Annotated in this window: 23 protein-coding genes; 16 read left to right on the top strand and 7 right to left on the bottom strand. The window is 74.2% G+C overall.

What is annotated here, in order from left to right; genetic code table 11:
- The first annotated feature begins 47 nt into the window (after positions 1–47).
- The 3 genes from FHS22_RS27265 to FHS22_RS27255 all read left to right on the top strand — a co-directional run bounded on the left by FHS22_RS27265 (position 48) and on the right by FHS22_RS27255 (position 3256).
- Positions 48–1340: an enolase C-terminal domain-like protein gene (locus tag FHS22_RS27265; RefSeq protein WP_184946196.1), complete on the top strand. Its 1293-nt coding sequence runs from the start codon at positions 48–50 to the stop codon at positions 1338–1340.
- The gene (locus tag FHS22_RS27260) at positions 1333–2097 is read left to right on the top strand and encodes an SDR family NAD(P)-dependent oxidoreductase (protein WP_184946194.1); all 765 of its coding nucleotides are present in this window, start codon (positions 1333–1335) and stop codon (positions 2095–2097) included. The genes FHS22_RS27265 and FHS22_RS27260 overlap by 8 nt, the downstream gene beginning before the upstream one ends.
- Positions 2098–2233: 136 nt before the next feature.
- A complete protein-coding gene (locus tag FHS22_RS27255; RefSeq protein ID WP_338047973.1) occupies positions 2234–3256 on the top strand; it encodes an aldo/keto reductase in 1023 nt (340 codons plus the stop codon).
- Between the two features lie 61 nt (positions 3257–3317).
- Here FHS22_RS27255 and FHS22_RS27250 read toward each other — a convergent pair whose 3' ends face one another.
- From FHS22_RS27250 to FHS22_RS27235, 4 genes are all read right to left on the bottom strand, one after another.
- Entirely contained in the window at positions 3318–3992 is a 675-nt protein-coding gene (locus tag FHS22_RS27250; RefSeq protein ID WP_184946192.1) for a FadR/GntR family transcriptional regulator, read from the bottom strand.
- Between the two features lie 36 nt (positions 3993–4028).
- Complete coding sequence (locus FHS22_RS27245) at positions 4029–5048, bottom strand: MBL fold metallo-hydrolase (protein WP_184946190.1); 1020 nt, start codon at positions 5046–5048, stop codon at positions 4029–4031.
- Positions 5049–5088: 40 nt separating this feature from the next.
- A complete protein-coding gene (locus FHS22_RS27240; protein ID WP_184946188.1) occupies positions 5089–6246 on the bottom strand; it encodes a steroid 3-ketoacyl-CoA thiolase in 1158 nt (385 codons plus the stop codon).
- Positions 6247–6384: 138 nt separating this feature from the next.
- The gene (locus FHS22_RS27235; protein ID WP_184946186.1) at positions 6385–7098 is read right to left on the bottom strand and encodes a TetR family transcriptional regulator; all 714 of its coding nucleotides are present in this window, start codon (positions 7096–7098) and stop codon (positions 6385–6387) included.
- Between the two features lie 188 nt (positions 7099–7286).
- Here FHS22_RS27235 and FHS22_RS27230 point away from each other — a divergent pair, with 188 nt between their 5' ends.
- From FHS22_RS27230 to FHS22_RS27205, 6 genes are all read left to right on the top strand, one after another.
- Complete coding sequence (locus FHS22_RS27230) at positions 7287–9020, top strand: AMP-binding protein (RefSeq protein WP_184946184.1); 1734 nt, start codon at positions 7287–7289, stop codon at positions 9018–9020.
- Positions 9020–10108: an acyl-CoA dehydrogenase family protein gene (locus FHS22_RS27225; protein WP_184946182.1), complete on the top strand. Its 1089-nt coding sequence runs from the start codon at positions 9020–9022 to the stop codon at positions 10106–10108. Before FHS22_RS27230 ends, FHS22_RS27225 begins: the two co-directional genes overlap by 1 nt.
- Positions 10108–11262 carry an acyl-CoA dehydrogenase family protein gene (locus FHS22_RS27220; RefSeq protein ID WP_184946180.1) on the top strand — a complete coding sequence of 385 codons (1155 nt, stop codon included), beginning with the start codon at positions 10108–10110 and terminating at the stop codon, positions 11260–11262. Before FHS22_RS27225 ends, FHS22_RS27220 begins: the two co-directional genes overlap by 1 nt.
- Complete coding sequence (locus tag FHS22_RS27215; RefSeq protein ID WP_184946178.1) at positions 11259–12236, top strand: bifunctional MaoC family dehydratase N-terminal/OB-fold nucleic acid binding domain-containing protein; 978 nt, start codon at positions 11259–11261, stop codon at positions 12234–12236. Before FHS22_RS27220 ends, FHS22_RS27215 begins: the two co-directional genes overlap by 4 nt.
- Positions 12236–12643 (top strand): MaoC/PaaZ C-terminal domain-containing protein, encoded by a 408-nt coding sequence (locus FHS22_RS27210; protein ID WP_184946176.1) that lies wholly within the window; start codon positions 12236–12238, stop codon positions 12641–12643. The genes FHS22_RS27215 and FHS22_RS27210 overlap by 1 nt, the downstream gene beginning before the upstream one ends.
- Before the next feature lie 139 nt (positions 12644–12782).
- Positions 12783–13955 (top strand): lipid-transfer protein, encoded by a 1173-nt coding sequence (locus tag FHS22_RS27205; protein WP_184946175.1) that lies wholly within the window; start codon positions 12783–12785, stop codon positions 13953–13955.
- On the opposite strand, the gene FHS22_RS27200 is transcribed toward FHS22_RS27205, so the two are convergent.
- Complete coding sequence (locus tag FHS22_RS27200; RefSeq protein WP_184946173.1) at positions 13956–14348, bottom strand: STAS domain-containing protein; 393 nt, start codon at positions 14346–14348, stop codon at positions 13956–13958. It lies immediately after the preceding gene.
- Positions 14349–14559: 211 nt separating this feature from the next.
- On the bottom strand, positions 14560–15945 hold the full coding sequence (locus FHS22_RS27195) for a hypothetical protein (RefSeq protein ID WP_184946171.1): 1386 nt from the start codon (positions 15943–15945) through the stop codon (positions 14560–14562).
- 279 nt (positions 15946–16224) lie between these two features.
- Here FHS22_RS27195 and FHS22_RS27190 point away from each other — a divergent pair, with 279 nt between their 5' ends.
- The 7 genes from FHS22_RS27190 (at position 16225) to FHS22_RS27160 (ending at position 23952) form a co-directional block, all read left to right on the top strand.
- The gene (locus FHS22_RS27190) at positions 16225–17328 is read left to right on the top strand and encodes an ABC transporter ATP-binding protein (RefSeq protein WP_184946169.1); all 1104 of its coding nucleotides are present in this window, start codon (positions 16225–16227) and stop codon (positions 17326–17328) included.
- Entirely contained in the window at positions 17321–18028 is a 708-nt protein-coding gene (locus FHS22_RS27185) for an ABC transporter permease (protein ID WP_184946166.1), read from the top strand. The genes FHS22_RS27190 and FHS22_RS27185 overlap by 8 nt, the downstream gene beginning before the upstream one ends.
- Positions 18025–18696: an ABC transporter permease gene (locus tag FHS22_RS27180; RefSeq protein ID WP_184946164.1), complete on the top strand. Its 672-nt coding sequence runs from the start codon at positions 18025–18027 to the stop codon at positions 18694–18696. The genes FHS22_RS27185 and FHS22_RS27180 overlap by 4 nt, the downstream gene beginning before the upstream one ends.
- A 37-nt stretch (positions 18697–18733) precedes the next feature.
- Complete coding sequence (locus FHS22_RS27175) at positions 18734–19657, top strand: ABC transporter substrate-binding protein (protein WP_184946162.1); 924 nt, start codon at positions 18734–18736, stop codon at positions 19655–19657.
- Positions 19658–19801: 144 nt separating this feature from the next.
- Positions 19802–20281 (top strand): flavin reductase family protein, encoded by a 480-nt coding sequence (locus FHS22_RS27170; RefSeq protein WP_184946160.1) that lies wholly within the window; start codon positions 19802–19804, stop codon positions 20279–20281.
- A 264-nt stretch (positions 20282–20545) separates the two neighbouring features.
- Positions 20546–21376 (top strand): ABC transporter ATP-binding protein, encoded by an 831-nt coding sequence (locus FHS22_RS27165; protein WP_184946158.1) that lies wholly within the window; start codon positions 20546–20548, stop codon positions 21374–21376.
- On the top strand, positions 21370–23952 hold the full coding sequence (locus FHS22_RS27160) for an ABC transporter permease (RefSeq protein WP_184946156.1): 2583 nt from the start codon (positions 21370–21372) through the stop codon (positions 23950–23952). Before FHS22_RS27165 ends, FHS22_RS27160 begins: the two co-directional genes overlap by 7 nt.
- A gap of 67 nt (positions 23953–24019) precedes the next feature.
- Here FHS22_RS27160 and FHS22_RS27155 read toward each other — a convergent pair whose 3' ends face one another.
- On the bottom strand, positions 24020–25045 hold the full coding sequence (locus FHS22_RS27155; RefSeq protein ID WP_338047972.1) for an alpha/beta hydrolase family protein: 1026 nt from the start codon (positions 25043–25045) through the stop codon (positions 24020–24022).
- Positions 25046–25372: the final 327 nt, after the last annotated feature.

The raw sequence follows: 25372 nt of genomic DNA, 5'->3' as shown, positions 1-25372 counted from the left end.
GCCATGAGCACGGTAGCGCCGCGAACGCGGCTGATGAAGGAAGCCGTGTGAGTTACCGGATAACGGCTCTGGAGAGCCATGACATCCGGTTCCCGACCTCGCTGGAGCTCGACGGCTCCGACGCGATGAATCCCGACCCGGACTACTCGGCCGCCTACCTGGTGCTCCGCACCGACGACGGCTCCGAGGGGCACGGCTTCGCCTTCACCATCGGCCGGGGCAACGAGGTGCAGGCCGCCGCGATCAGGGCGCTGGAGCCGTACGTGCTCGGCCGCGACGCCGAGGACCTCGGCGCGCTCTGGAAGGAGATGGTCCACGACTCCCAGCTGCGCTGGCTCGGGCCGGAGAAGGGCGTCATGCACATGGCGATCTCCGCCGTGGTCAACGCGCTCTGGGACCTGAAGGCCAGGCGCGCGGGCAAGCCGCTCTGGCTGCTGCTGGGCGAGATGTCCCCCGAGGAGATCGTCGCGCTGGTGGACTTCCGCTACCTCACCGACGCGCTCACCCCCGAGGAGGCCCTGGCCATCCTGCGCGCCGCCGAACCCGGCCGCGCCGAGCGGATCGCCCACCTGCGGGAGCACGGCTACCCGGCCTACACCACCTCGCCCGGCTGGCTCGGCTACGGCGACGACAAGCTCCGCCGGCTGTGCAAGGAGGCGATGGCCGAGGGCTTCACCCAGATCAAGCTGAAGGTCGGCGCCGACCTGGACGACGACCTGCGGCGGCTGCGCATCGCCAGGGAGACCTGCGGCGACGACTTCCCGATCGCGATCGACGCCAACCAGCGCTGGGACGTGGACTCGGCGATCGCCTGGGTGAACGCCCTGGCGGAGTTCCGGCCGCACTGGGTGGAGGAGCCGACCAGCCCCGACGACGTGCTCGGCCACGCCGCCATCGCCCGGGGCATCGCGCCGATCCCGGTCGCCACCGGCGAGCACGTGGCCAACCGCACGGTCTTCAAGCAGCTCCTGCAGGCCGAGGCGGTCTCCTACCTCCAGCTCGACGCGGCCCGCGTCGCCGGGGTGAACGAGAACATCGCGATCCTGCTGCTCGCCGCCAAGTTCGGCGTCCCGGTCTGCCCGCACGCGGGCGGGGTGGGCCTGTGCGAGCTGGTGCAGCACCTGTCGATGTTCGACTACGTCGCGGTCAGCGCCTCGATGGAGAACCGGGTGATCGAGTACGTCGACCACCTCCACGAGCACTTCGTCGACCCGGTGGTCATCAGGAACGGCGCCTACGTGGCCCCGAGCCGGCCCGGGTTCGGCGCGCGGATGCACGCCGCCTCGATCGCCGACCACACCTACCCCGACGGACCGGTCTGGAGGTCCCTCGATGCCTGAGACGGCCGCGGCACCCGAGTTCGGCGGCCTGCGCGCCCTGGTCACCGGAGGCGGATCCGGGATCGGCCTGGCGACCGCCACCCTGCTCGCCGCGCGCGGCGCGGCGGTCGCCTGCCTCGACCTGGAGCCGCCGGGAGAGCCGCTGCTCGGGGTCACCGCCGACGTCACCGACGACGACCAGGTCCGTACGGCGGTCGCCGCGGCGGCCGAGCGCCTGGGCGGCCTGGACGTCCTGGTCAACAACGCCGGGATCGGCGCCGCCGGGACGGTCGAGGACAACCCCGACGACGAGTGGCGGCGGGTCCTGGACGTCAACGTGCTCGGCATGGTCCGGGTCACCCGGGCGGCCCTGCCGTACCTGCGCCGCTCCGGGCACGCGGCGATCGTCAACACCTGCTCGATCGCGGCCACCGCCGGGCTGCCCCAGCGGGCGCTCTACAGCGCCTCCAAGGGCGCCGTCCAGGCGCTGACGCTCGCGATGGCCGCCGACCACGTGCGCGAGGGGATCCGGGTCAACTGCGTCAACCCGGGCACCGCCGACACCCCGTGGGTGCAGCGGCTGCTCGACGCGGCGGCGGACCCCGCCGCCGAGCGCGCGGCGCTGCACGGGCGCCAGCCGACGGGCCGCCTGGTGAGCGCGGAGGAGGTCGCCGCCTCGATCGCCTACCTCGCGAGCCCGCTGGCGGCCTCCACGACCGGAGCGGTCCTGGCCGTCGACGGGGGCATGCAGGGCCTCCGCCTCCGGCCCGGACCATGACCGGCCCCCTTGGTGAACGAGATATCGGTCCGGCTGCGATCACCCCCGACCTGGTTCAGGATCGAGGCGACGGTCGAAGCCCCGAACTGCCGCAGGGCGGGGCCGTACCGGCGCCCGCCACGGAAACGGAGCATGCGTGGACCTGACCCTGACCCTGAGCCTGAGCCGGTACGGCTTCGGCGGCGCGCCGATCGGCAACCTGTTCACCGCGGTGGACGACGACGCGGCGCGGGCGGCGGTGGACGCCGCCTACGAGGCCGGGATCCGCCTGTTCGACACCGCGCCCCACTACGGGCTCGGCCTGGCCGAGCGGAGGCTCGGCGCCGCCCTGGCCTCCCGCCCCCGCGACTCCTACGTCCTGTCCACCAAGGTCGGCCGCCTGCTCGTGCCCTCCGGAGGGGGCGGCCGGGATTCCGCAGGCCGGGATTCCGCAGGCCGGGATTCCGCAGGCCGGGACTCCGCCGGTCGGGACTCCGCCGGTCGGGACGACGAGGGCTTCGACGTCCCGGCCGGTCTGCGGCGGGTGCGGGACTACTCGCGCGACGGGGTACGTCGGTCGCTGGAGGAGAGCCTGGAGCGGCTCGGCCTCGACCGGATCGACGTCGCGCTGATCCACGACCCGGACGAGCACTGGGAGCGGGCCGTCTCCGAGGCCTACCCCGCCCTGGCCGAGCTGCGCGACCAGGGTGTCGTCAGGGCGATCGGGGCGGGGATGAACCAGTGGGAGATGCTCGCCCGGTTCGTCCGTGAGACCGACCCGGACGTGGTCATGCTCGCCGGCCGCCACACCCTGCTCGACCAGTCCGGGACGCGCGGGCTGCTCCCGCTCTGCCGGGAGCGCGGCGTCCGCGTGCTCGCCGCCGGGGTCTTCAACAGCGGCCTGCTCGCCACCGACGAGCCCTCCGGCACCTACGACTACGCCCCGGCCCCCGGCTCGCTGCTGGCCCGCGCCCGCGCGATCGCCGCCGTCTGCGGGCGCCACGGCGTCACCCTGCCCCAGGCCGCCCTGGCCTTCCCGCTGCGCCACCCGGCGGTCGCCTCCGTGGTCGTCGGGGCACGCTCCGCCGCCGAGGTCGCCCGCAACGCCGCCCTGGCCGCCCGCCCCGTCCCCGAGGCCCTCTGGACCGACCTCACCGCCGAGGGCCTGGTCTCCTGCTGACCCCGCCGTCCCGGGGAGCCGGAGGCGACTGCGGCAGGGTCCGCCGAGGCCGCCGCGGCCGTCAGGCGAGGGCGCTGCGCAGCCACTCCTCGACACCGGCGATGTGCACGGTGGCCCAGGCACGGGCGACCTCCGGCCGGCGGGAGGCGATGGCCTCGCAGATCGCGGCGTGCTGCTCGCGGGTCTTCTCCAGGGCGTTCTCCTGGGTGAGGCCCCGCCAGACCCGGGCCCTGGTGGTCGGTCCGGAGAGGCTCTCGATGAGCGAGCAGAGGACCGCGTTGCCCGATCCCTCCGCGATGCGCCGGTGGAACTCCAGGTCGTTGGCGACGAGCTGCTCGACGCTCGGGTCCTCGGGCAGCGCGCCGAGGATCCTGCGCAGCTCGCCGACACCGGAGTCGTCCATCCGCTCGGCGGCCATCGCGGTGGCGGCCGGTTCCAGGATCCGCCGGACCTGGAAGAACTGGAGCACGGTGTCGTCGGTGTGGAAGTCGACCACGAACGACAGGGCGTCCAGCAGGAGCCGCGGCTCCAGGCTGGTGACGTAGGTCCCGTCGCCCTGCCGCACGTCCAGCACGTTGATCAGCGCCAGGGCGCGCACGGCCTCGCGCAGGGAGTTGCGCGAGAGCCCGAGCCGTTCGGCGAGGTCGGCCTCCTTCGGCAGCCTGCTGCCCGGCGCCAGCTCACCCGAGAGGATCATCTGCTTGATCTTGTCGATAGCGGCGTCGGTGACCGCCACGCTTCACCATCCCGGGCTCGCCCATACATCGGATGTCTAGGAGTGTAGGGCGAACGTGACCGGCTCCGCTCCCGGAGTGCGGCGGATCACCCCGCGGACCTCCAGCGCCCGCAGGTGCGCCGCGGCCTCTCCGGCGGCCATCCCGCGCAGCATCGCGGGCAGCTCCTCCCAGGGCCGGTTCCAGGTCATCCGCCCGGCGGTCTCCCAGATGGTGAGCGGTTCGCCCGCCCCCTCCAGCAGGGCGGACAGGGCCAGCAGCTTCTCCTCGTGGTGGGCGAGGATCTCCAGCGCCCGCGCCGCCGCGTCCGGGAAGGCCCACTCGTGCGCGGGCAGCGCCTCCAGGCCGCCGAGCCCGGCCACCTTCCGCAGCGAGGCCAGGAAGTCGCCGAGCGGGTCGACGTCGTCGCGGTCGTAGGGGTAGACGCCGACGTGCGGGGTGATCCCGGGCAGCACGTGGTCGCCGGTGAACAGCCGGTCGGCGTCGGCGAGGTGGAGGCAGACGTGGCCCGGCGTGTGCCCGGGGGTCCAGATCACCCGGAGCCGGCGCCCCGGCAGGTCGACGAGGTCGCCGTCGCGGAGCGTCAGGTCGGGCACGGCGGGCGGCCGGGGCCGGTGCGCGGTCGCCTCCTCGACCTCGACCGCCCCCGCCCCCGCGCGCTTGAGCATGTCGGCCTGGAAGTCGCGGTGCGCGCCGTCCTCGAACTCGTGCATGAGCCGGACCAGTGCCGCGTCCTCCTCGTGCATGGCGACCCACGCCCCGGACTCCTCCCGGACCCGCCCGGCGAGCCCCGCGTGGTCCGGGTGGAAGTGGGTGACCACCACGCCGCGGACCTCGCGCACGTCCATGCCCGCCGAGGCCAGTCCGTCCCGGAGCGCGGCCCAGGCGTCGGGGTGGTTCCAGCCCGCGTCGACGAGGACGGGCCCCGCGGGAGACTCGATCAGGTAGACGAGCGTGTAGCCGAGCGGGTTGCCCGGGATCGGCACGGGCACGCTCCACACCCCGCCGCCGAGGTCGGTGGTGCTCTGCTCGCTGTACGGCCTGCGGCGGGTCTTCAACGCGTGTTCTCCTGTGTCCGGGGGCACCCCTGAGTCTGCCTCAGAGGCGTTCGAGGATGGTGGCGGTGGCCAGGGCCCCGCCCGCGCACATCGACACCAGCGCGGTCGAGGAGTCGGAGCGCTCCAGCTCGTGCAGGGCGCTGGTGACCAGCCGGGCGCCGGTGGCGCCCACCGGGTGGCCGATCGCGATGGCCCCGCCGTTGACGTTGACGCGGTCCATGTCCGGCTGGTGCACCGACGCCCAGGAGAGGACGACCGAGGCGAAGGCCTCGTTGACCTCGAAGCGGTCGATGTCGCCGACGTTCATACCGGTGGCCGCCAGCACCCTGGCCGTGGCGTCCACCGGGCCGTCCAGGTGGTAGTACGGCTCGGAGCCGACGAGGGCCTGGGCGAGGATCCTGGCCCGGGGGCGCAGGCCGTACCGGGCGGCGGCCTCCTCGCTCATCAGCAGCACCGCCGCCGCGCCGTCGGAGATCTGGGAGGAGGTGCCCGCGGTGTGCAGGCCGTCCTCGCCCATCACCGGCCTGAGCGCGGCCAGCGTCTCGGCCGTGGTCTCGCGCAGCCCCTGGTCCCGGGTGACCGTACGGCTCCCGCCGGTCGGCTGCCCGTCCTCGCCGAGGACCGGCGCCTCCACCGGGACGACCTCCCGGTCGTAGCGGCCGTCGGCCCAGGCCTTGGCGGCCAGCCGCTGGGAGCGGGCGCCGAACCAGTCGAGCCGTTCGCGGGTCAGCCCGCGCCGCCGCGCGATGCGCTCGGCGGCGGTGAACTGGTCGGGCAGGTCGATGGACCAGTCGTCGGGCCGGGGCCGGGCCGGGAGCACGTTGCTGCCGAGCGGCGCGCGGCTCATCACCTCGACGCCGCAGGCGACGCCCGCCTCGATGACGCCCGCCTGGATGAGGGCGGCGACCAGGTGCACGGCCTGCTGGGAGGAGCCGCACTGCGCGTCGACGGTGGTCACGCCCGTCTGGTAGGGCAGGCCCGCGTAGAGCCAGGCGTGCCGCCCGACGTGGCCGCCCTGCTCGCCCGCCTGGGTCACGCACCCGGCGAAGACCTGGCCGACGACCGCCGGGTCGATCCCGGCCCTGCCGATCAGGCCGTTCAGCGCGGCGGCGAGCACGGCCTGGGGCTTCAGTCCCGCGAGCAGGCCGTTGCGCCTGCCGATCGGGGTCCGCACGGCCTCGACGATCACTGCACCCATCCGAGATCCCCTCGTCCGGCGGCCCGGAGCCGTCCCGCCGGGGTGCACCGCGTGCGGGTGCGCCCGTCGCGGTCGCTCCCGCCGCTCCAGAACATCGCTCCAGTCGCTTTCCGAATGCGACTGTAACGCGTTCTAATTTCAGGTGGAAGGAGGGACGGGGAAATCGGCGAGCAGCCGGGCGGCGGCGATCTCGACGCGGCGCTGGATCTGCTCGTGGGTGCGGCGTCCGCGCAGCATCTCCAGCAGTTCGTGGACCCAGACGCTGGAGAGCGAGCCCGCGAGGGCGAACTGCTCGTCGGTGGCGGTCTCCGCGGTGATCCCGTTCCCGGCGACGCGGAGCAGCAGGTCCGTCATGCGGTCCCCGAAGGGGGTGTCCACCTCCGCCATGATCAGCGAGCGGATGAGCGCGTCGGCGAGCTCGGGCTCGCGCATCAGGCCCCGGGTGGCGCGCATGAGGATGTCGACCGCCCGGCCGGCGGGCGTGCCCGCGCTGGGCGGGCGGCGCTCGATGCTGCTCTCCAGGAGGTCGATCTCCTCGCCGACGACGGCGACGACCAGATCCATCTTCGAGGGGAAGTAGCGGTAGAGCGTGCCGAGCGCGACACCCGCGCGCTCGGCGACGGTGCGCATCTGCATGGCCTCGACGCCGCCGCGCGAGGCGAGGGCGGCCGCGGCCTGGACGATGCGCTTGCGCCGCTGGTGCTGGCTTCTGGTGCGGACGGCCGCGGACGCCGGTTCGGTGTGCACGCCAGAGGTCCCCTCGGTCGTGGACGGGCCGGCGGTGCTCGGGGCGGACGTGCCGGCGGGGCGCGGGGTCACCGGCGCCTCGATGGTCGCATGCGGAGTACGCATGAGAACACGTTATCTGATTCCTGGATAATCCTACTGGTTACCCGCGGGTCACAAAGGTGGGCCAGCGGCCATGGCATATGTCCTATAACGGCATGTTGTGGAGTATTGCTATGGGTTGATGCTGGACAAATAATAGAATCTGTTCTACTTTTTCGGCGGCTGGCTGAGCATCCGTGCCGGGAGGTGCCATGTCGCGTGAGACGCCCGTGGAGACGCTGGCGGAACTGCTGGAACTGCGTGCCGGGGACGACCGCCCCGGCCTGCTCTTCGAGGACCGGACGTGGAGCTGGCGGGAGTACGTCGCCGAGTGCCGGGCCCGCGCGGCATGGATGGACGCCCGGAGCGGGACGGCGCGGGCGCGGGGTGAGGACGCCCGCGCGGGGGTCCCCGGGGCGGCGTCCGGAGGGCCGGCCCGCACGGCTCGCCGCACCGGGGCCCTCCACGTCGGCGTGCTCTTCGACAACGTGCCCGAGCTGCTGTTCCTGCTGGGCGGCGCGGCCCTGTCCGGCCACGTGCTCGTCGCGCTCAACCCGACCCGCGGTCCCGCCGAGCTCGCCAGGGACGCCGACGCCACCGACGTGGACGTCATCCTCCACGACCCGGTCCACGCCGGGCTCGCCGCCGAGGCCGCCGCCCTGCGGTCCGCCCCTCCGGCCGGCGTCCCTTCGGGTTCCGCCCCTCTGCCCGGTCCCCCCGCGACCGGTCCCCCCGCGGCCGACGCCTCCGCCCGGACCGGGCCCGGCGGGCTCGTGATGCTGATCTTCACCTCGGGCACCTCCGGGCGGCCCCGCGCGGTGAAGGTCACCCAGCGGAAGATCGCGGTTCCCGGCACCAGCCTGGCGGCGCTGCTCACGCCGGAGGACGTCGTCTACTGCGCGATGCCGCTCTTCCACTCGGGGGCGATCATGGCGGCCTACGCGCCCGCCGCGGCCTCGGGGGCCGCCCTGGTGCTGCGCCGCAGGTTCTCCGCCTCGGGCCTGATGGACGACGTCAGGCGGTACGGCGTGACCTACCTGCACTACGTCGGCAAGGCGCTCTCCTACGTCCTGGCCACCCCCGAGACCCCCGCCGACCGGGAGAACACCCTGAAGATCGCCTTCGGCAACGAGGGGAGCGCCACCGCGACCAGGCGCTTCGGCGAGCGGTTCGGCTGCCACGTCATCGACGCCTTCGGCTCCACCGAGACGGCGATCGCGATCACCCCCGACCCCTCGGGCCCTCCCGGCTGCCTGGGCAGGCTCCCCGAGGGGGTGGAGATCCGCGACCCGGCCACCGGCGAGCGCCGCCCGCCGGGGATCATCGAGAACGGCCGGCTGGTCAACGGGGACGAGGCGATCGGCGAACTGGTCAACACCCGGGGCCTGGGCCTGTTCGACGGCTACTACAACGACCCCGAGGCCGACCGCGAGCGCATCCGCGACGGAGCCTTCTGGTCGGGCGACATGGCCTACGCCGACGGGGACGGCTACGTCTTCTTCGCCGGCCGGGGCACCGAGCGGCTCCGCGTCGACGGGGAGAACCTCGCGGTGGCCCCGATCGAGGCGGCCGTGCGCGAGTTCCCCGGCGTGGTCGAGGCCGCCGTCTACCCCGTCCCCGACGCCGCGGCCGGCGACCAGGTCATGGCGGCCCTCGTCACCTCCGGCGCCTGGGACGCCGCGGAGTTCGCGGCCTTCCTCGACGGCCGGGCCGACCTGAGCCGCAAGGCGGTCCCCCGCTACGTCCGGCTCAGCGCCGAACTCCCCCAGACCCCCTCCCACAAGGTCGTCAAGCGCCTGCTCGCCGCGGAGGCGTGGCGGACCGGGGACCCCGTGTGGTGGCGCCCGCCCCGAGAGCGGGAATGGCGCCTGCTGACCCCGGAGGACACCAGGCAGATCGAGCACGAATTCGTCCGGCACGGCCGAGAGCACCTTCTGGAGCGCTAGTGGATTTCAATCTTGACGAGACCCAGGACGACCTGCGCGGACTCGCCGCCGACCTGTTCGGCCGGGAGGCGGCCACGTCCCGGCTGGAGGCCCACGAGGAGAGCGGCGCGCCGTACGACGCGGGCCTGTGGAGCGCTCTGGCCCGGGCGGGCCTGCTCGGCGCCTGCCTGCCCGAGGAGGCGGGCGGGGCGGGGCTCGGCCCGGTGGAACTGGCCGTGATCCTGCGGGAGGCCGGCGCGCACGTCGCTCCCGTCCCCGTCCTGCAGAGCCTGGTCACGGCGGCGACCGTCGCGAGGTACGGCTCCGGCGGGCAGCGCGAGGCCCTGGCCCCGCTGGCCGAGGGGGGGATCGTGCTGGCCTCGGCCCCGCGCGGCCCCGGCCGCGACCTCGGCGCCGCCCCCGCCGTGACGGCCCGCCAGGACGGAGGGGGCGGCTGGACCCTGCACGGCCGTACCGGGACCGTGCCCTACGCCGCGCAGGCGGCGAAGGTCCTCATCCCCGCCGTGGCAGGGGACGGGACCGGCCTGTTCCTGGTCGAGCCGGGCGAGGCCGGTATGACGCCCGTGCCGCTGTCCACCGGGGAACCGGGCGCGGTGCTCACCCTGGAGGGCACCCCCGGCGAGCAGGTCGGCCCGGTGGACGGCGAGGCCGCCGCCGGGCTGCGCAGGCTGACCACGGCGGGGACGATCGCCACCGTCTCCGGGGTGCTGGCCGGGGCGCTGGCGCTGACCACCGGATACCTGAAGACCCGCAGGCAGTTCGACCGGGCGCTGGCCGAGTTCCAGGCCGTCACCGTGCAGATCGCCGACGTCTACATCGCCGGGCGGGCGCTGGACGTGGCCGTCTGGTCGGGCGCCTGGCGGCTGGCCGAGGGGCTCGTCGAGGAGGCCGACGCCGACCTGGCCGTCGGCGCGTTCACCGCCTCCGAGACGGTCCTGGAGGCCCTCTACACCTGCCAGCACCTGCACGGCGGGATCGGAGTGGACGTGAGCTACCCGCTGCACCGCTACTTCGCCTGGGCCAAGCACCACGCCCACCTGCTGGGCGGCGTGGAGGCCCAGCTCGACACGATCGGAGCGCTCGTCTGATGCTGATCGACCTGACCCCCGGGCAGAAACGCCTCCGCGACGAGCTGCGCGAGTACTTCCGGGACTGCCTGACCGCCGAGGACCGCAGGAAGATCGCCGACGACCCGTTCGGCGAGGCCTACATGGAGCACTGCCGCCGGCTCGGCCGCGACGGCAAGCTCGGCCTCGGCTGGCCGAAGGAGTACGGCGGCGGCGGGTACGGCCCGCTGGAGCAGCAGATCTTCGCCAACGAGATCGCCAGGGCCGAGGTGCCCTACCCGATCATCACCGTGCAGACCGTCGGCCCGACGCTCATGCAGTACGGCACCGCCGCGCAGAAGGAGTTCTTCCTCCCGCGCATCCTGGCCGGGGAGTGCCACTTCGCGATCGGCTACTCCGAGCCCGAGGCCGGCACCGACCTGGCGTCCCTGCGCACCACCGCCGTGCTGGACGGCGAGCACTACGTCGTCAACGGCCAGAAGATCTTCACCTCCGGCGCGCACTACGCCCAGTACATCTGGCTGGCCGCCCGCACCGACCCGTCCGCCAAGAAGCACCGCGGCATCACGATGATGATCGCCGACTGCGCCGACCCCGGCTTCTCCTGGACGCCGATCGTCACCATGGACGGGCGGCACCACACCAACGCCACCTACTACTCCGACGTGCGCGTCCCGGTGGACATGGTCGTGGGCGAGGTGAACAAGGGCTGGGACCTGATCGTCAACCAGCTCAACCACGAGCGGGTCACGCTCGGGCCGGCGGGCAACATCGGCCACACCTACGACCGGTTCCTGCGCTGGGCCAGGAGCACCGGGCTGATCGAGGAACCCGCGGTCCGCAGGGCGCTGGGCCGGGTCTACGCCTACTTCCGCACCAACGAGCTGCTCAACTGGCAGGTGGCGGCCAACATGGACCTCGGCTGGCTGGGCGCGCCCGACGCCTCCGCCACCAAGGTCTACGGCTCCGAGCGCATGCAGGAGGTCGGCCGGATCGTCGGCGAGGTCCTGGCCCGCTTCGGCGACCCGGCGGACCCCGAGACGGCGGCGTTCGCCGACCGGCTCGACCACGGCGTCAAGGGCGCGCTGGTGCTGACCTTCGGCGGCGGCGTCAACGAGGTGCAGCGCGAGCTGATCGCCATGCTCGGCCTGAGCCTGCCGAGGCCGCCGCGATGACGATCGCCACCGACCCGACCCTCCACGACCGGCTCGCGGCGCTGGCCGAGCGGCAGATCGCGGCCGGCGAGTCCGTTGGAGCCGTGGCGGCCGACCCGGTCAACGTCCCGATGATCCGGCACTGGACCGCGGCCATGGGCGACGCCAACCCCGTCTACACCGACCCCGCGGCGGCCGAGGCGAGCACGCACGGCGGCATCGTGGCGCCCCCGGCGATGATCCAGGTCTGGACCATGCCCGGCGTGAACGGCAGGGCGAGGCAGGGCGCCACCCCGGTCGACGGCGTGCTGGCCATGCTCGACGAGAACGGCTACACCGGCGTGGTCGCGACCAACTGCGAGCAGACCTACCACCGCTACGTACGGCCCGGCGAGCGGCTCGTCCCGGCGACCAGGCTCACCGCGCTGGCGGGCCCGAAGAAGACCGCGCTCGGCGAGGGCTACTTCGTGACCTGGAACGTCGCCTGGTACTCCGGCGAGGAGCAGGTGGCCGAGATGCTCTTCCGGGTGCTGAAGTTCCGCCCCCGCACCAGGCGGGACCGGGGCGGAGGCGGGGAACCGGCCGCGGGGCGCGAGCCGTACCCGCTGCGGCCCGCGGTCAACCGGGACACCGCGTTCTTCTGGGAGGGCGCCGCCCGGGGCGAGCTCAGGATCCAGCGGTGCACCGCCTGCGGGGAGCTCCGCCACCCGCCGGGCCCGGTCTGCCCCTCGTGCCGCTCGACGGACCGCGGGTACGCCGTGGCGAGCGGGGAGGGCGAGGTCTACAGCTACGTCGTGCACCACAACCCCCCGGTCCCGGGACGCCGGACGCCCTTCGTGGTCGCTGTGGTCCAGTTGCCGGAAGGGGTGCGGATCGTGGGCAACGTGGTGGACTGCCCTCCGTCGGAAGTGGGTATCGGTATGCCGTTGCGTGTGACGTATCGCCAGATGGACGACGATCTCATCCTGCCCATGTGGGCCCCCCGGGAGCCGTGATGCGGACACTGAACGAGGACCAGGTGGAGATCGGGCTCGTCCTCCCCGAGCTCTCGATCGAGCTGACCCCCACCGTGGTCATCTCGACCGCGCTGGCGACGATGGACTTCACCCCCGTCCACCACGACGTCGAGGGCGCCCAGGCGCAGGGGTCGAAGGACATCTTCCTCAACATCCTGACGACGATGGGACTCGTCGAGCGCTACGTCACCGACTGGGCCGGTCCCGAGGCGCTGATCCGCGGGATCAACGTCAAGCTCGGCGTCCCCGCCTACGCGGGCGACACGCTGACCTTCACCGGCAGCGTCGTCGGCTGCGAGAACGGCGAGTTCACGGTGGAGGTCCGCGGCAAGGTCAGCCTCGGCGACCACGCCTCCGGAACCGTCCGCTTCGCCCTGCCGGGCTAGCCCGCACCGGCGGATCCGGGCCGGGAGGTCCGCGCCGGCGGGCCCGGGCCGGAAGATCCAGGCCGGCGGGCCCGCGCGGCCGGGGGCGCCCCCGGCCGCCCGCCCGCCGTCCCCGCACCCCACGCGAGAGGTTCAGCACGTGTCTTCTCTCTCCGGTCGTACGGCCGTCGCCGGCATCGGCGCGACCGAGTTCTCCAAGCAGTCCGGCCGGTCCGAGCTGCAGCTCGCCGCCGAGGCGGTCTTCGCCGCGCTGGACGACGCGGGGCTGAGCCCGTCCGACGTCGACGGGCTCGTCACCTACACCCAGGACGTCAACCAGGAGATCGCCGTCGCCCGCGAGACGGGCATCGGCGACCTGTCGTTCTTCTCCCGCGTGCACTACGGAGGCGGCGCGGCCTGCGGCACGGTGCTGCACGCCGCGATGGCGGTCGCCACCGGGGCCGCCGAGACGGTGGTCTGCTACCGCGCCTTCAACGAGCGCTCCGGGCGCAGGTTCGGCCAGCCCGACGCCCGCCTCGGCGGGGAGCCGTCCTCCCAGGGGCTGGAGATGAGCTGGCACGTGCCGTACGGCCTCATGACGCCCGCCGCCTGGGTGGCCATGTTCGCCCGCCGGTACATGCACGCCTACGGCGCGACGTCGGAGGACTTCGGCCGGGTCGCCGTGGCCATGCGGCGGCACGCGGCCGCCAACCCCGCCGCCTGGTTCCACAAGCGGCCGATCACGCTGGAGGAGCACCAGGCGTCGAAGTGGATCGTGGAGCCGCTGCACCTGCTCGACTGCTGCCAGGAGAGCGACGGCGCGGTGGCGCTGGTGGTCACCTCGGCCGAGCGCGCCCGCGACCTGCGCCGCTCGCCCGCGGTGATCCGGGCCGCGGCCCAGGGGTCGGGCGCCGGGCAGATGATGATGACCAGCTACTACCGCGACGACATGACCGGCCTGCCGGAGATGGGCGTCGTCGGCCGCCGGCTCTGGGAGCAGGCCGGTCTCGGGCCGTCGGACGTGCAGACCGCGATCCTCTACGACCACTTCACCCCGTTCGTCCTCACCCAGCTGGAGGAGCTCGGCTTCTGCGGGCGCGGTGAGGCACGCGACTACGTCGCCGGCGGCGGGATCGAGATCGACGGCCGGCTCCCGGTCAACCCGCACGGGGGGCAGCTCGGCGAGGCCTACATCCACGGCATGAACGGCATCGCCGAGGCCGTCCGGCAGATCCGCGGGACCTCGGTCAACCAGATCGCCGGGGTGCACAACGTCCTCGTCACCGCCGGGACCGGCGTCCCCACCAGCGGCCTGATCCTGTCCCGCGACTGATCAGAGGCCGCCGTCCCCGGGCCCCGTGAGCTCCGCGACGGCGAGTTCGACGGTGGGACGGGCCTGGAGCGTGCGCCCCAGGCCCGTCACGCGCAGGAGCCGGGCGAACCGGTCGCGGACCCCGCTGAGCAGCAGGCGTCCGCCGGCCCGCTCCACCTCGTGGACCGTCTTCACCATCAGGTTCAGCCCCGAGGAGTCGCAGAAGTCGAGGTGCTGGACGTCGATCACCAGCCGGGGCGGGGAGATGAGCCTGGCGGCCTCCGCGATCTGGAGACCCAGGCGCGGGGCGGTGGACATGTCCAGCTCGCCGGAGAGCCGCACGATGACGATGTCCCCGCGCAGGCCCACGCTCGCCGAGAAGATGCCGAGTTCGCCGGGGTCGATCGATCTCATGTGCTTCCGTCTCCGCCGTGCGTCCCTGGGGCGCCGCCCTGACTCCGCTCCGCAGCCGTCCGGTCGCCGAGAGCCTTTCACGTTCATGATTGCACAGGGCAAAGGAAATGCATGGAAGGTCACAGGGGATCGTTACCGGCGGGAGGGGGCGGCCGTACGGCCCGGCGGGCACGGGCCCGCCCCGCGCACGCCAGGTCCGTGCCCGGGCCCGTCACGGAGTGATGATGGTCGGGCCGGCGAAGAAGACGATCATCGCGATCGCCAGGCAGATGAGGAAGCCGGCCAGCTCCCAGGCCCAGTCGTAGTGGTGCTCGCCGCGTTTGACCGGCTTGACCGGCCTGGCCCGGCCGCCGCGGTGCCGGGATCCGCCGCCCGCCGGGCCGCCGTCCGGCGGAGAGCCGCTCTCCTGCCGTGCGACCTCGTTCACGATCTCCCGTGCGAGCTCGTGCGGGGTCTCCGCGGGGGTCTCCCGGGGCGCGGAGGCGACCAGTTTGTCGGTGTAGGCCAGCGCGGCCCGGACCTCGGGGGCGAGCGGGCGGAACAGCTCGCCGGGGAGGGGGTAGTCCAGGCGGGGCGGGTTGCTCTCCAGGATGTCCGCCGGGATCGGGGCGGTGAGCGGCATCGCCACCCGCGGCTGCGGCCGCTGCGGCAACCGCGGGCGCTGCGGCCGGGACCGCCGGGGCGGCCGGAGGGCCGCGTCGTCGAGGGCGGTCAGGACCGAGTCGCGCAGCTTGGGCATCGGCTCGGTGGTCGCCTCGTGGAGGGAGACGGCGTCCGGGTCCGGCGGCGCGAAGGCGTCCCCCGGTGCGAGGACGTCCGCCGGGGTGAAGGCGTCCGCCGGGGTGAAGGCGTCCGCCGGGGTGAAGGCGTCCGCCGGGGCGAGGACGTCCGCGCCGGCCGGCTCGGCGAGCGGTTGCGGCCACGAGCCGGCGGTCGGCCAGAGCGGCTTGACCTGCAGGGACGCGGTGAGGGACGCGGCGGGGGACGGGGCCCGGGAGGCGGAAGCCGTACCCGGGGCGGAGGCGCCGAGGACGGCGGCGCGCAGGCCCGCGGGCGGGGCGGCCCAGGGGGCGCGGGCGAGCACGTCGCGGATCGGGGCGACGGCGAGCGCGCCGAACACGTCCGCCAGGTGGAGCGGGATCCGGGCCGAGTCCAGGGCCAGGGTCAGCGACTGGGCGAAGCGGCGGCAGGCGCTCACGGTCAGCTCGTCGGCGGTGTCGGCGGCCACGTCGAGCACCCAGGACATCTCGACGGTGTCCATCTCGCACACGCCGGACAGGAACAGCACCTCGCGCTGGTGCGGGCGCAGGTCGCGCAGGACCCGCCGGACGAAGGCGCCGACCGGGTCGGCGCCGGGGGAGGGCGGGGCGTGGACCACGTCGCGCCGGAGGAACTCGCGGCGGGCCAGCGCGTACAGCGCGGCGCGCGGGGGTTCGACGGAGGAGACGGCGGTGAGCACGGCCGTCAGGGTGGCGCCGGCCGTGCCGGGGTCGCCGAGCTGGTCGTGACAGTAGGCGAACAGACCGGTGGCGTGGCGGTCGTAGAGCTCGGCGATCAACTCGCTGCGTGATCGCTGACCGAGGAGCGGTTGGGTCACGGCGGGACCGGTTCCTGTCGGATTCGGTGGATCTGGGGAGACTGGGGAGAGAGGGGTCTATGCGGCGCGTGTGACGTGAGGGGGGTCATGTCCACGATATGGGCAATGATGCCAAGGCGGGGAGGTCCGGCGCACTATTGGATACCTATTTGATGTCGAACAGGTTTGAGCGGGGCCGACGGGACAGATCAGGACCGTCCGCCGTAGTCTGGTCCGCGAGGGATCATGGGGCGGTTGTGGCAGGGGGGCCGCGCCCCTGCCGGAGACCAGGGGATGCACATGATCACATTTGACGACGTCAGCAAGCGGTACCCCGACGGGACCGTCGCGGTGGACGGACTCACCCTCCACGCGCCCACCGGGGAGATCACCGTCCTCGTGGGCCCGTCGGGATGCGGCAAGACCACGTCGCTGCGCATGGTCAACCGGATGGTCGACGCCACCGGCGGGCGGATCCTGCTCGACGGGGTGGACGTGCGGACCGTCGACCCGCCCACCCTGCGGCGCGGCATCGGCTACGTCATCCAGCAGGCCGGGCTCTTCCCGCACCGGAAGATCGTCGACAACGTGGCGACGGTTCCGTACCTGCTCGGCTGGGACCGGAAGAGGGCCAGGGCGCGGGCGATGGAGCTGCTGGAGCGGGTCGGGCTCGACGCCGGGCTCGCCGGGCGCTATCCCTTCCAGCTCTCCGGCGGCCAGCAGCAGCGTGTCGGCGTGGCCCGCGCGCTCGCCGCGGACCCGCCGGTCCTGCTGATGGACGAGCCGTTCAGCGCGGTGGACCCGATCGTGCGGGCGAGCCTCCAGGACGAGCTGCTCCGGCTGCAGTCCGAGCTCAACAAGACGATCGTCTTCGTCACCCACGACATCGACGAGGCGATCAAGCTCGGCGACCGGGTGGCGGTGCTCCGCGTCGGCGGGCGCCTGGCGCAGCTCGCCTCCCCGGCGGAGCTGCTGGCCGAGCCCGCCGACGACTTCGTCCGCGAGTTCCTCGGCCGCGACCGCGGCATCCGGCGCCTGTCGTTCGTCCCCGGCGACGGCCTGCGGCTGCGCACCGACCTGACCGTGCCGGTCTCCGCCGAGGCCGCCTCGGTGCGCGGTACGGCGGAGCCCTGGCTGGCGGTGGTGGACGGCGAGGGCAGGCCGCTGGGCTGGGTCGCGCGCGAGGACCTGCCCGACTCCGGCACGCTGGCGGGCGTGCCGGCGGCGCCGTACGGGGCGTTCGTGCGGGAGCGCGACTCGCTGCGCTCCGCGCTGGACGCGGCGCTGCTCTCCCCGTCGGGCAACGCGCTCGCGGTGGACGGCGCCGGGCGGGTCGAGGGCGTGGTGACCCGCGACGAGCTGGACGCGGCGCTGGCCCGGGCCGCGGGGGGCGCCCGTGGGTGAGGAGCCGCTGGTCCGCTGGGACTGGATCGGGCGCAACTGGCCGGAGATCCTGGAACTGGCGGCGGACAATCTCGTCATGGCGCTGGTGCCGGTGGCCGTCGCCCTGCTCGCCGCGCTCCCGCTCGGGCTGGCGGGGGCCCGCTGGCGCTGGTTCTACCAGCCGACGGTCGGCGTGGTGAACGTGGTCTACTCGCTGCCCTCGCTGGCCGTCTTCATCGTGCTGATCCCGGTCACCGGCCTGGCCACCCGGACGACCGTCATGGTGCCGCTCGTCTTCTACGCGATGGCCGTGCTGATCCCGGCCGTGGTGGACGGGCTGGCCTCGGTCCCCGACCACGTCCGGCAGTCCGCGGTGGCGATGGGCTTCACCCCGCTGCGGCGGCTGCTCGGAGTCGAGCTGCCGATCGCGGTCCCCGTCGTGCTCGCCGGGCTCCGGGTGGCGACGGTCTCCAGCATCAGCCTGGTCAGCGTGGGCGCGCTGGTCGGCAGGGGCGGGCTCGGCTACCTGTTCATCGACGGCTGGCAGCGGCAGTTCCCCACCCCGATCATCGCGGGCATCGTGCTGGTCGTGCTCCTGGCGGGCCTCGCCGACCTGCTGCTGGTGCTGGCGCAGCGGTGGCTGACCCCCTGGTCGGCGGCGCGGGTGGCGGCGCGGGCGCAGGCCCGGCCGGCGGCGGGGGAACGGAAGGGAGCGGCGTGAACTGGCTGGCCGACTTCTTCGGGGACCCGGCCAACTGGTCGGGTCCCGACGGCATCCCGCTCCGGCTCGCCGAGCACCTGGAGTTCGCCGGGCTCTCGCTGCTGCTGGCCATGCTGGTCGCGCTGCCGCTCGGGCTCTGGATCGGGCACACCGGCCGGGGCGCGCTGCTGGTGGTGCTGAGCGCGAACGCGGCCCGCGCCCTGCCGACGCTGGGCCTGCTCGTGCTCGTCGTGCTGCTGATGGGCGTCGGCACCATCGCCCCGGTGCTGATCCCGCTGGTGGCGCTGGCCGTGCCGCCGATCCTGGTCAACACCTACGAGGGCATCCGGGGCGTGGACGCCGACCTGCGCGACGCGGCGTACGGCATGGGCCTGCGCGGCGGCCAGGTCCTCGGCCGGGTGCTGGTGCCGGTCGCGCTCCCGCTGATCCTGCTCGGCCTGCGCACCGCCGCGATCCAGGTGGTGGCGACCGCGACGGTGGCCGCCTACGTGGGGCTGGGCGGCCTCGGCCGCTACATCATCGACGGGCTGGCGACCAAGCGGTATCCGCTGGCGGTGGGCGGGGCCGTGCTGGTGGCGCTGCTGGCGCTGGCGGTCCAGGGGTTGTTCGGCGTCCTGCAGCGGTTCCTCGTCTCCCCGGGGGTGAGCGGGCGGCAGAAGATCCGATAATCTATATATTACCCCCCGTTTTAGAAGGGAAAGCACGATGAAGCGCTTGTCCGGCACCGCGGCCCTCGTCCTGTCCGCGATGCTCACTCTCAGCGCGTGCGGTGGCGGAGACCCGCTCACCAGCGCGTCGGCGACCCCCGCGGGCTCCGGCTCCGCGTCCGCGCCCGCCTCCGGGGGGAAGGTCGTCATCGGCTCGGCCAACTTCCCGGAGAACGTCCTGCTGGCCGAGATCTACTCCCAGGCGCTGGCCGCCAAGGGCGTGCAGGTCGAGGAGAAGCTCAACATCGGCAGCCGCGAGGTGCTCTACGACCAGATCAAGAGCGGCGGCCTGACGATCCTGCCGGAGTACGCCGGCTCGCTGCTGGCCTACGTCGACAAGGAGGCGACGGCGAAGAGCAAGGAGGAGGTCGTCGCCGCCCTGAAGGAGAAGCTCCCGGCCGAGCTGGAGATCCTGGAGCCCGCCGCGGCCGAGGACAACAACTCGCTCACCGTGACCAAGGCCACCGCCGAGAAGGAGGGCCTGACCACGATCGAGGACCTGGCCAAGGTCGCCAAGGGCTACGCGGTCGGCGGCCCGCCGGAGTTCCAGTCCCGCCAGGAGCAGAACTTCAAGGACGTCTACGGCCTGGAGTTCAAGGAGTGGAAGAAGACCGGCGACGCCACCGCCGACGCCATCAAGGACGGCACCGTCCAGGTCGGCAACGTCTTCACCACCGACCCCAAGATCGTGGTCAACGACCTGGTCTCGCTCCAGGACAACAAGAACGCCTTCGCCGCCGAGAACATCACGCCGCTGGTGAACAAGGCCGGGGTCGACGACACCGTCAGGACCACGCTGAACGCGGTCTCCGCCAAGCTCGACACCGCCGGTCTCGTCGCGCTGATGAAGCGCGTCGCGATCGACAAGGAGGACGCCGAGGACGTGGCCGAGGACTGGCTGACGCAGAGCGGCCTGCTGTAACCCGCGGAGCCGTACGGCGGCTCCCGCGGGCCGGAACGCGTGGAAGGGCCCCCGCCCAGGCGGGGGCCCTTCCCGCGGGAGAGCCGGACCGGCGGCGGGGGCGCCCGGCGGCCGTCCTAGAGTGGTGCGGCGTGAGGGGGGCGGATGAGCGAGTTCACTGAGGCGATGGCGCAGGTCGCCGGGGCGGTCTCGGTCGTGACGGTGCGGGACGAGCGCGACGACGTGGGCACCACCGTGACCACCTTCGCCTCGCTCTCCCTCGACCCGCCCCTGGTGATGGTCAGCCTGGCCAGTGCCGGCTACCTCAACGAACTGCTGCTGCGCCGGGACCGCTGGGCGGTGAGCGTGCTCTCGGCCGGGCAGAAGGCGATGGCCAGCCGCTTCGCCACCCCCGGCCGCCCCGGCGCCCGCCTCCTGCTCGCCGGGACCCCGCACCACCGGGGCGGGCTCAGCGAGGCGCTCGTCGTCGAGGGCGGCGTCACCGCCCTGGAGGCCGAGACCGTCCAGGTCGTCCCCACCGGGGACCACACCCTCTACGTCGCCCGGGTCCTGGCCGTCGACTACGTCGACGCCGCCGCCGCCCCGCTCGTACGGCTCCGCGGCCGCTACCGCCCCGTCGCCTGACCTCGCGGGCGGACCGGCCCGGCGGGCCTTCCGGGGCGGACGCGGGGACCGCGCGCTCCGCGGCCGCCGTCCCCTTCCCCCCGCCCGCCGGTAGGGCGGGCCCTACCTCCGATACGGCAGGCTTCCGGCTTCCGGCGCAGGTCACCAGGTCAATACGGTCGTGGGGAGATCGCGTCCGCGGGGGCGGCGACCGGCGCCACCAGCCGGCAGGTTCCGGCCGCCCCGCGGCGCCGCAGCCACGGTGGGACCGGAACGAGGATCGAGATGACGACGCACGCGGTGCGCCTGAACGCGGTGACGAAGACGTACGGACGGGGGACGGAGCAGGTGCACGCCCTGCGCGGGGTGACGGTCGCCCTGCCCAGGGGAGGGTTCACCGCCGTGATGGGACCGTCCGGGTCGGGCAAGAGCACCTTCCTGCACTGCGCCGCGGGCCTGGACACACCGACCTCGGGGACGGTCCACCTGGGCGACACCGAGCTGTCCCGCCTGGACGAGACCAGGCTGACCGAGCTGCGGCGGGCGAAGGCCGGTTTCGTCTTCCAGGCGTTCAACCTCGTCCCCGCGCTCGACGTGACGGGCAACGTCACGCTGCCGCTCCGGCTGGCGGGCCTGCGCCCGGACCGCGACTGGCTGCGGGAGGTCGTCGCGCGCGTCGGCCTCGAAGACCGTACGGGCCACCGGCCCGCCCAGCTCTCCGGCGGCCAGCAGCAGCGGGTGGCGCTCGCCCGGGCCCTGGTGACCCGGCCCGAGGTCGTCTTCGCCGACGAGCCGACCGGCGCGCTCGACACCTGCACCGCCGCCGAGGTGCTCGGCCTGCTGCGCCAGGCGGTGGACGCGATGGGCCAGACCGTGGTGATGGTGACCCACGACCCGGTGGCCGCCGCCTACGCCGACCGGGTGCTGTTCCTGGCCGGCGGCGCCCTGGTGGACGAGGCGTGGTCCGCCGGCGCGGATGCGATCGGGCGCCGCATGGCCGACCTGGGCGGGTACGGCCACCGCCCCGGGACCGCCCGCCGTACGGCGGTCCCGGGGCGGCGGGAGAGCGCCGTCGCGGGCGGGGTCGCGTCCGGGGCGGGGGCCGCGGGATGCTGAGGCTCGCCGCGGCCACCCTGCGGGGACGCGGGGCCTCGCTCGCCGGCGTGTTCGCCGCGCTGCTGTTCGCCTCGGTCCTGGTCACCGCGTGCGGGCTGCTCGTGGAGAGCGGCCTGCGCGCGCAGGCGCCGCCGGAGCGCTACGCCGCCGCGCCGGTGGTGGTGGCCGGGCGGCAGTGGACCTCGATCACCGGAAGGGGCGCCGACACCGTGACCACCGTGAGCGTCCGGCTCACCGAGCCCGTCACGGTCCCGGCCTCGCTGGCCGGGGAGATCGGGAAGGTGCCGGGCGTGACACGGGTCGTGCCCGAGCTCGCCTTCCCTGTCGCCCTGGTGGGGCGGGACGGCCGTCTCACCGGAGGGCCAGGGGTGCTCGGCCACGCCTGGGAGTCGGCGGTGCTCACGCCGTACACCCTGAGCGAGGGGCGGGCACCCGCCGCGCCCGGCGAGATCGTCGTCGACGCCCTCCTGGCCCGGCAGGCGGGGCTGGAGACCGGGCGGAGCGTCCGGGTCCTCGGCCGGGACGGCGTCCGGGAGTACACGGTGAGCGGGATCGCCGGACCCGGCCTGGCCCGGCGGCCGGCGGTGTTCTTCACCGCCGGCCGGGCCGGGGAGCTGTTCGGCCGTCCCGGCCGCGTCTCGGCCTTCGGCGTGTTCGGTCCGGGCGCCCCGGCACCGCTGAAAGCGCGGATCGACGCGGCGCTGGACACGTCCGAGGCGTCGGCGGCGGCGTTCTCGGTCTCGCCGGAGGGCAGGCCCGCCGGCGGGGACACGGTGGCCTACGCCGGAGCCGACCGGGGGTTCGCGGAGGACCTCCGGGCGCAGGCCGGCCGGGAGACGCTCGTGCAGCTCGGCAGCAGCATCGGCGGCGTCGCCGCCATGGTCGCGGTCTTCGTGGTCGCGGGCACCTTCGGGCTCGCCGTCCGGCAGCGGGAGCGGGAGATCGCGCTGCTCCGGGCGGTCGGCGCGACGCCCCGGCAGGTCCGGTCGATGATCGGACGGGAGGCGGTGCTGCTCGGGCTGGTGGCGGGCGCCCTGGGCGTGCCGCCGGGGGTCGCCGCGGGTCACTGGCTGTTCGGCCGGTTCGCGGCCCTGGGGACGTTCCCGGAGACCTTCGCCCCCGTCACCGGCCCGGTGCCGATGCTGGTCGCCGTCGTCACCGGGGCCGCGACGGCCTGGCTGGCGGCACGCGGCGCCGTACGGCGGGCGGCGCGGATCCGGCCCGCCGAGGCGCTGGGCGAGGCCGCGGTGGAACGCCGCGAGCTGGGCCGCGCCCGGATGATCGCCGGCCTGGTCTTCCTGGTCGCCGGCGGGGCGGTCTCCGTCCTGTCGATGTTCCTGACCGGCGCGGCGGCCGCGGCGAGCGCGGGCGGGATCGTCCTGCTCCTCGTGGTGGCCGCCACGCTGCTGGGCCCGTGGCTCGTCCGGTGGGCCGTGGCGCTCACCGGGAGCCTCCTCGGCCGGGTCTCCCGGGTGGGCGGCTACCTCGCCGCGGCCACCACCAGGGCCGAGTCCAGGAGACTGGCGGCCGTGGTCAGCCCGCTCGTGCTGATGCTCGCGTTCGCCTCGGCGACCCTGTTCACCCAGTCGACCGTCGGCCACGCGGCCGCCCGGCAGGCCGAGGAGGGGGCCCGCGCCGACTACGTCGTCACGTCCACCGGACCGGGGCTGCCCCCGCAGGCCGCCCGGGCGGCCCGGGAGACGCCCGGGGTGGCGGGCGTGACCGAGGTGATCGACACCCGGGTCGTCGGCGCCCACGAGGAGCTCGGCGACCGCACGCTGAGCACGTTCGGCGCCATGGGGCTGAGCACGCCGGTCCACGGCATCGACCTGGGCGTCCGGGAGGGTTCGCTGGACCGGCTGGGCGAGGACTCGGTGGCGCTCAGCACGTTCGCCGCGGACGCGTTCGGCGTCTCGGCGGGCGAGCGGGTGCGGCTCCTCCTCGGCGACGGGACCCCTGCCACGCCGCGGGTCGTGGCCGTCTACGACCGCGGCCTCGGCTTCGGGGACGTCGTCCTCCCCTACGACCTGGTGCGCGGGCACTCGGCGGCGGGCATGGCCGGCCGGCTGCTCGTCACGGCGGCTCCCGGAGCGGGAGACCTGCGGGAGCGGCTCGGCGGACTGGCTCCCGGCCTGACGGTCCTGGACCGGGCGGGCGGCTCCGCCGCGCGGGACGCCGAGCAGGAGCTGGGCGCCTGGGTCAACCTCCTGGCCCTCGGCATGATCATGGTGTTCACCGCCGTCGCGGTGGTCAACACCCTCGTCATGGCCACCGGGGCACGGGTGCGGGAGCTCGCGCTGCTGCGGCTGGTCGGAGGCACCCGGAGGCAGGTGCTGAGCATGATCCGCTGGGAGGCGCTGCTGGTGGGCGGGATCGCGGTGGCCGTCGGCACGGCGGTCGCCGCGCCGACGCTGGTGGCGCTCAGCTACGGCGTGACGGGCTCGCCGCTGCCGTACGTGCCCCCGGCGGCCTACGCGGCGATGGTGGCCGCGACGCTCGGCCTGGCGCTGGCCGCCACGCTGCTGCCCGCCCGCGCCGCGCTGCTGGGCAGGCCCGCGGAGCGGATCCGCGGCTGACCCGGGCCCGTGCCGCTCTCCCGCTCTCCCCCGCCGGGTCGGCCCCGCCCGTACGGCTCCGCGCCCGCTACCGCCTCGTGGCCTTCTCGGGGTCCCGCAGGAACGCCACCAGGTCGTCGACGTAGCCGTCGGGGGCCAGTGACCGGGGGGCGAAGAGCGCGGCGAGCGCGATCTTGACGTCCGAGCCCGCGAGGCTCTCGCGGACCAGGGAGTGGTCCGCGTCCGGGTAGTGCCTGACCTGGAGCGCGGAGACGGTGTCGCGGTAGACGGCCTCGGTCTCGGCGACGTCGACGTTGAGGTCGTGGCCGGCCAGGACGAGCAGGGTGGGGGTACGGGCGGTCGCCGGCCGCTCCAGGTCCTCGGTGGCGTCGGCGGTGTAGTTGCGCAGGATGAACCGCCAGCGGTCCGCGGTGAGGCCGTCCGTCCTCCCTCCCACGGACGTCCGGTACTCCTCGAAGGACGCCTTCGCGCGCAGCAGGCGCAGCGTCTCGTCGCTGCGGTCGACGGCGGAGCGGATCTCGGCGGTCGTCGCGCCGTCGGCCCGCAACTGGGCGAGCAGGTTGTAGCGGCCCTGCCGGAGCCAGTTGATCGCGGGTGAGACGGCTATCACGAAGCTCACCCCCGGGACACGCGCGGTGACCTTGGGCAGCACCCAGCCCGCCTGGCTGGCGCCCCAGAGCCCGACGCGGCCGGCGTCGAGATCGCGGCGGGAGCGGGCCCACGCGATGGCGGTCTCCACCTCTTCCGCCCGGTCCTCCATGCTCTGGTCCAGCCAGTTCCCCCGGGAACCGCCGACCCCGGGCTTGTTCCAGGAGAGCGAGGCGTAGCCGGCGCGGGCGAACGCCTCCCACGTGGGGCGGTAGAAGCCCTCGTGGGTGGCGTCGACGGGGCCGTCGCCGTGCACGAAGACGACCAGCCCGAACGGCCCCCTCCCGGAGGCGGGGAGGGCGAGCACGCCGTCCAGCGGCTGCGGACCGCCGGAGATCGTGACCCGTTCCTCGCGGAGGTCGTAGGTGTTCTGGACGATCACCACGCCCGCCCCCGCCGCGGCGAGGAGGACGAGGCCGAGCAGTGCGATCAGCGATCTCCGCACGTACCGGCTCACCATGCGGTCCCGCCTGCGCAGGTTTTTCTGTAACCCATCATCATCTCCATGCTTAAACTATCGTTTCTAAAACGATAGTACTAGCATCGATCGATATGAGGGCGACCGGCGATCACGATCCGGCGGGAGGCGCCGTCCCGTCCGCGCCCCGGAAGGCGGAAGAGGGCGGAGAGCGGAAGAGGACGGGAGGCGGAAAAGGACGAGGGAGCCGGGGGGGGGGGGGGGGGGCGGGGGCGGGGGCGGGGCGCCGGGGGGGCGGGGGGGCCGGGGGGGGGGGGGGGCGGGGGGGGCCCGCGGGGGCGGGCCGGGGGGGCG

This window comes from Thiemannella venezuelensis (assembly GCF_014203605.1).
GTDB classification, from domain to species: Bacteria; Actinomycetota; Actinomycetes; order Streptosporangiales; family Streptosporangiaceae; genus Planomonospora_A; species Planomonospora_A venezuelensis.
Note: the sequence above shows the minus strand (reverse complement) of the source record. Positions and strands in the feature narration are given on the sequence as shown.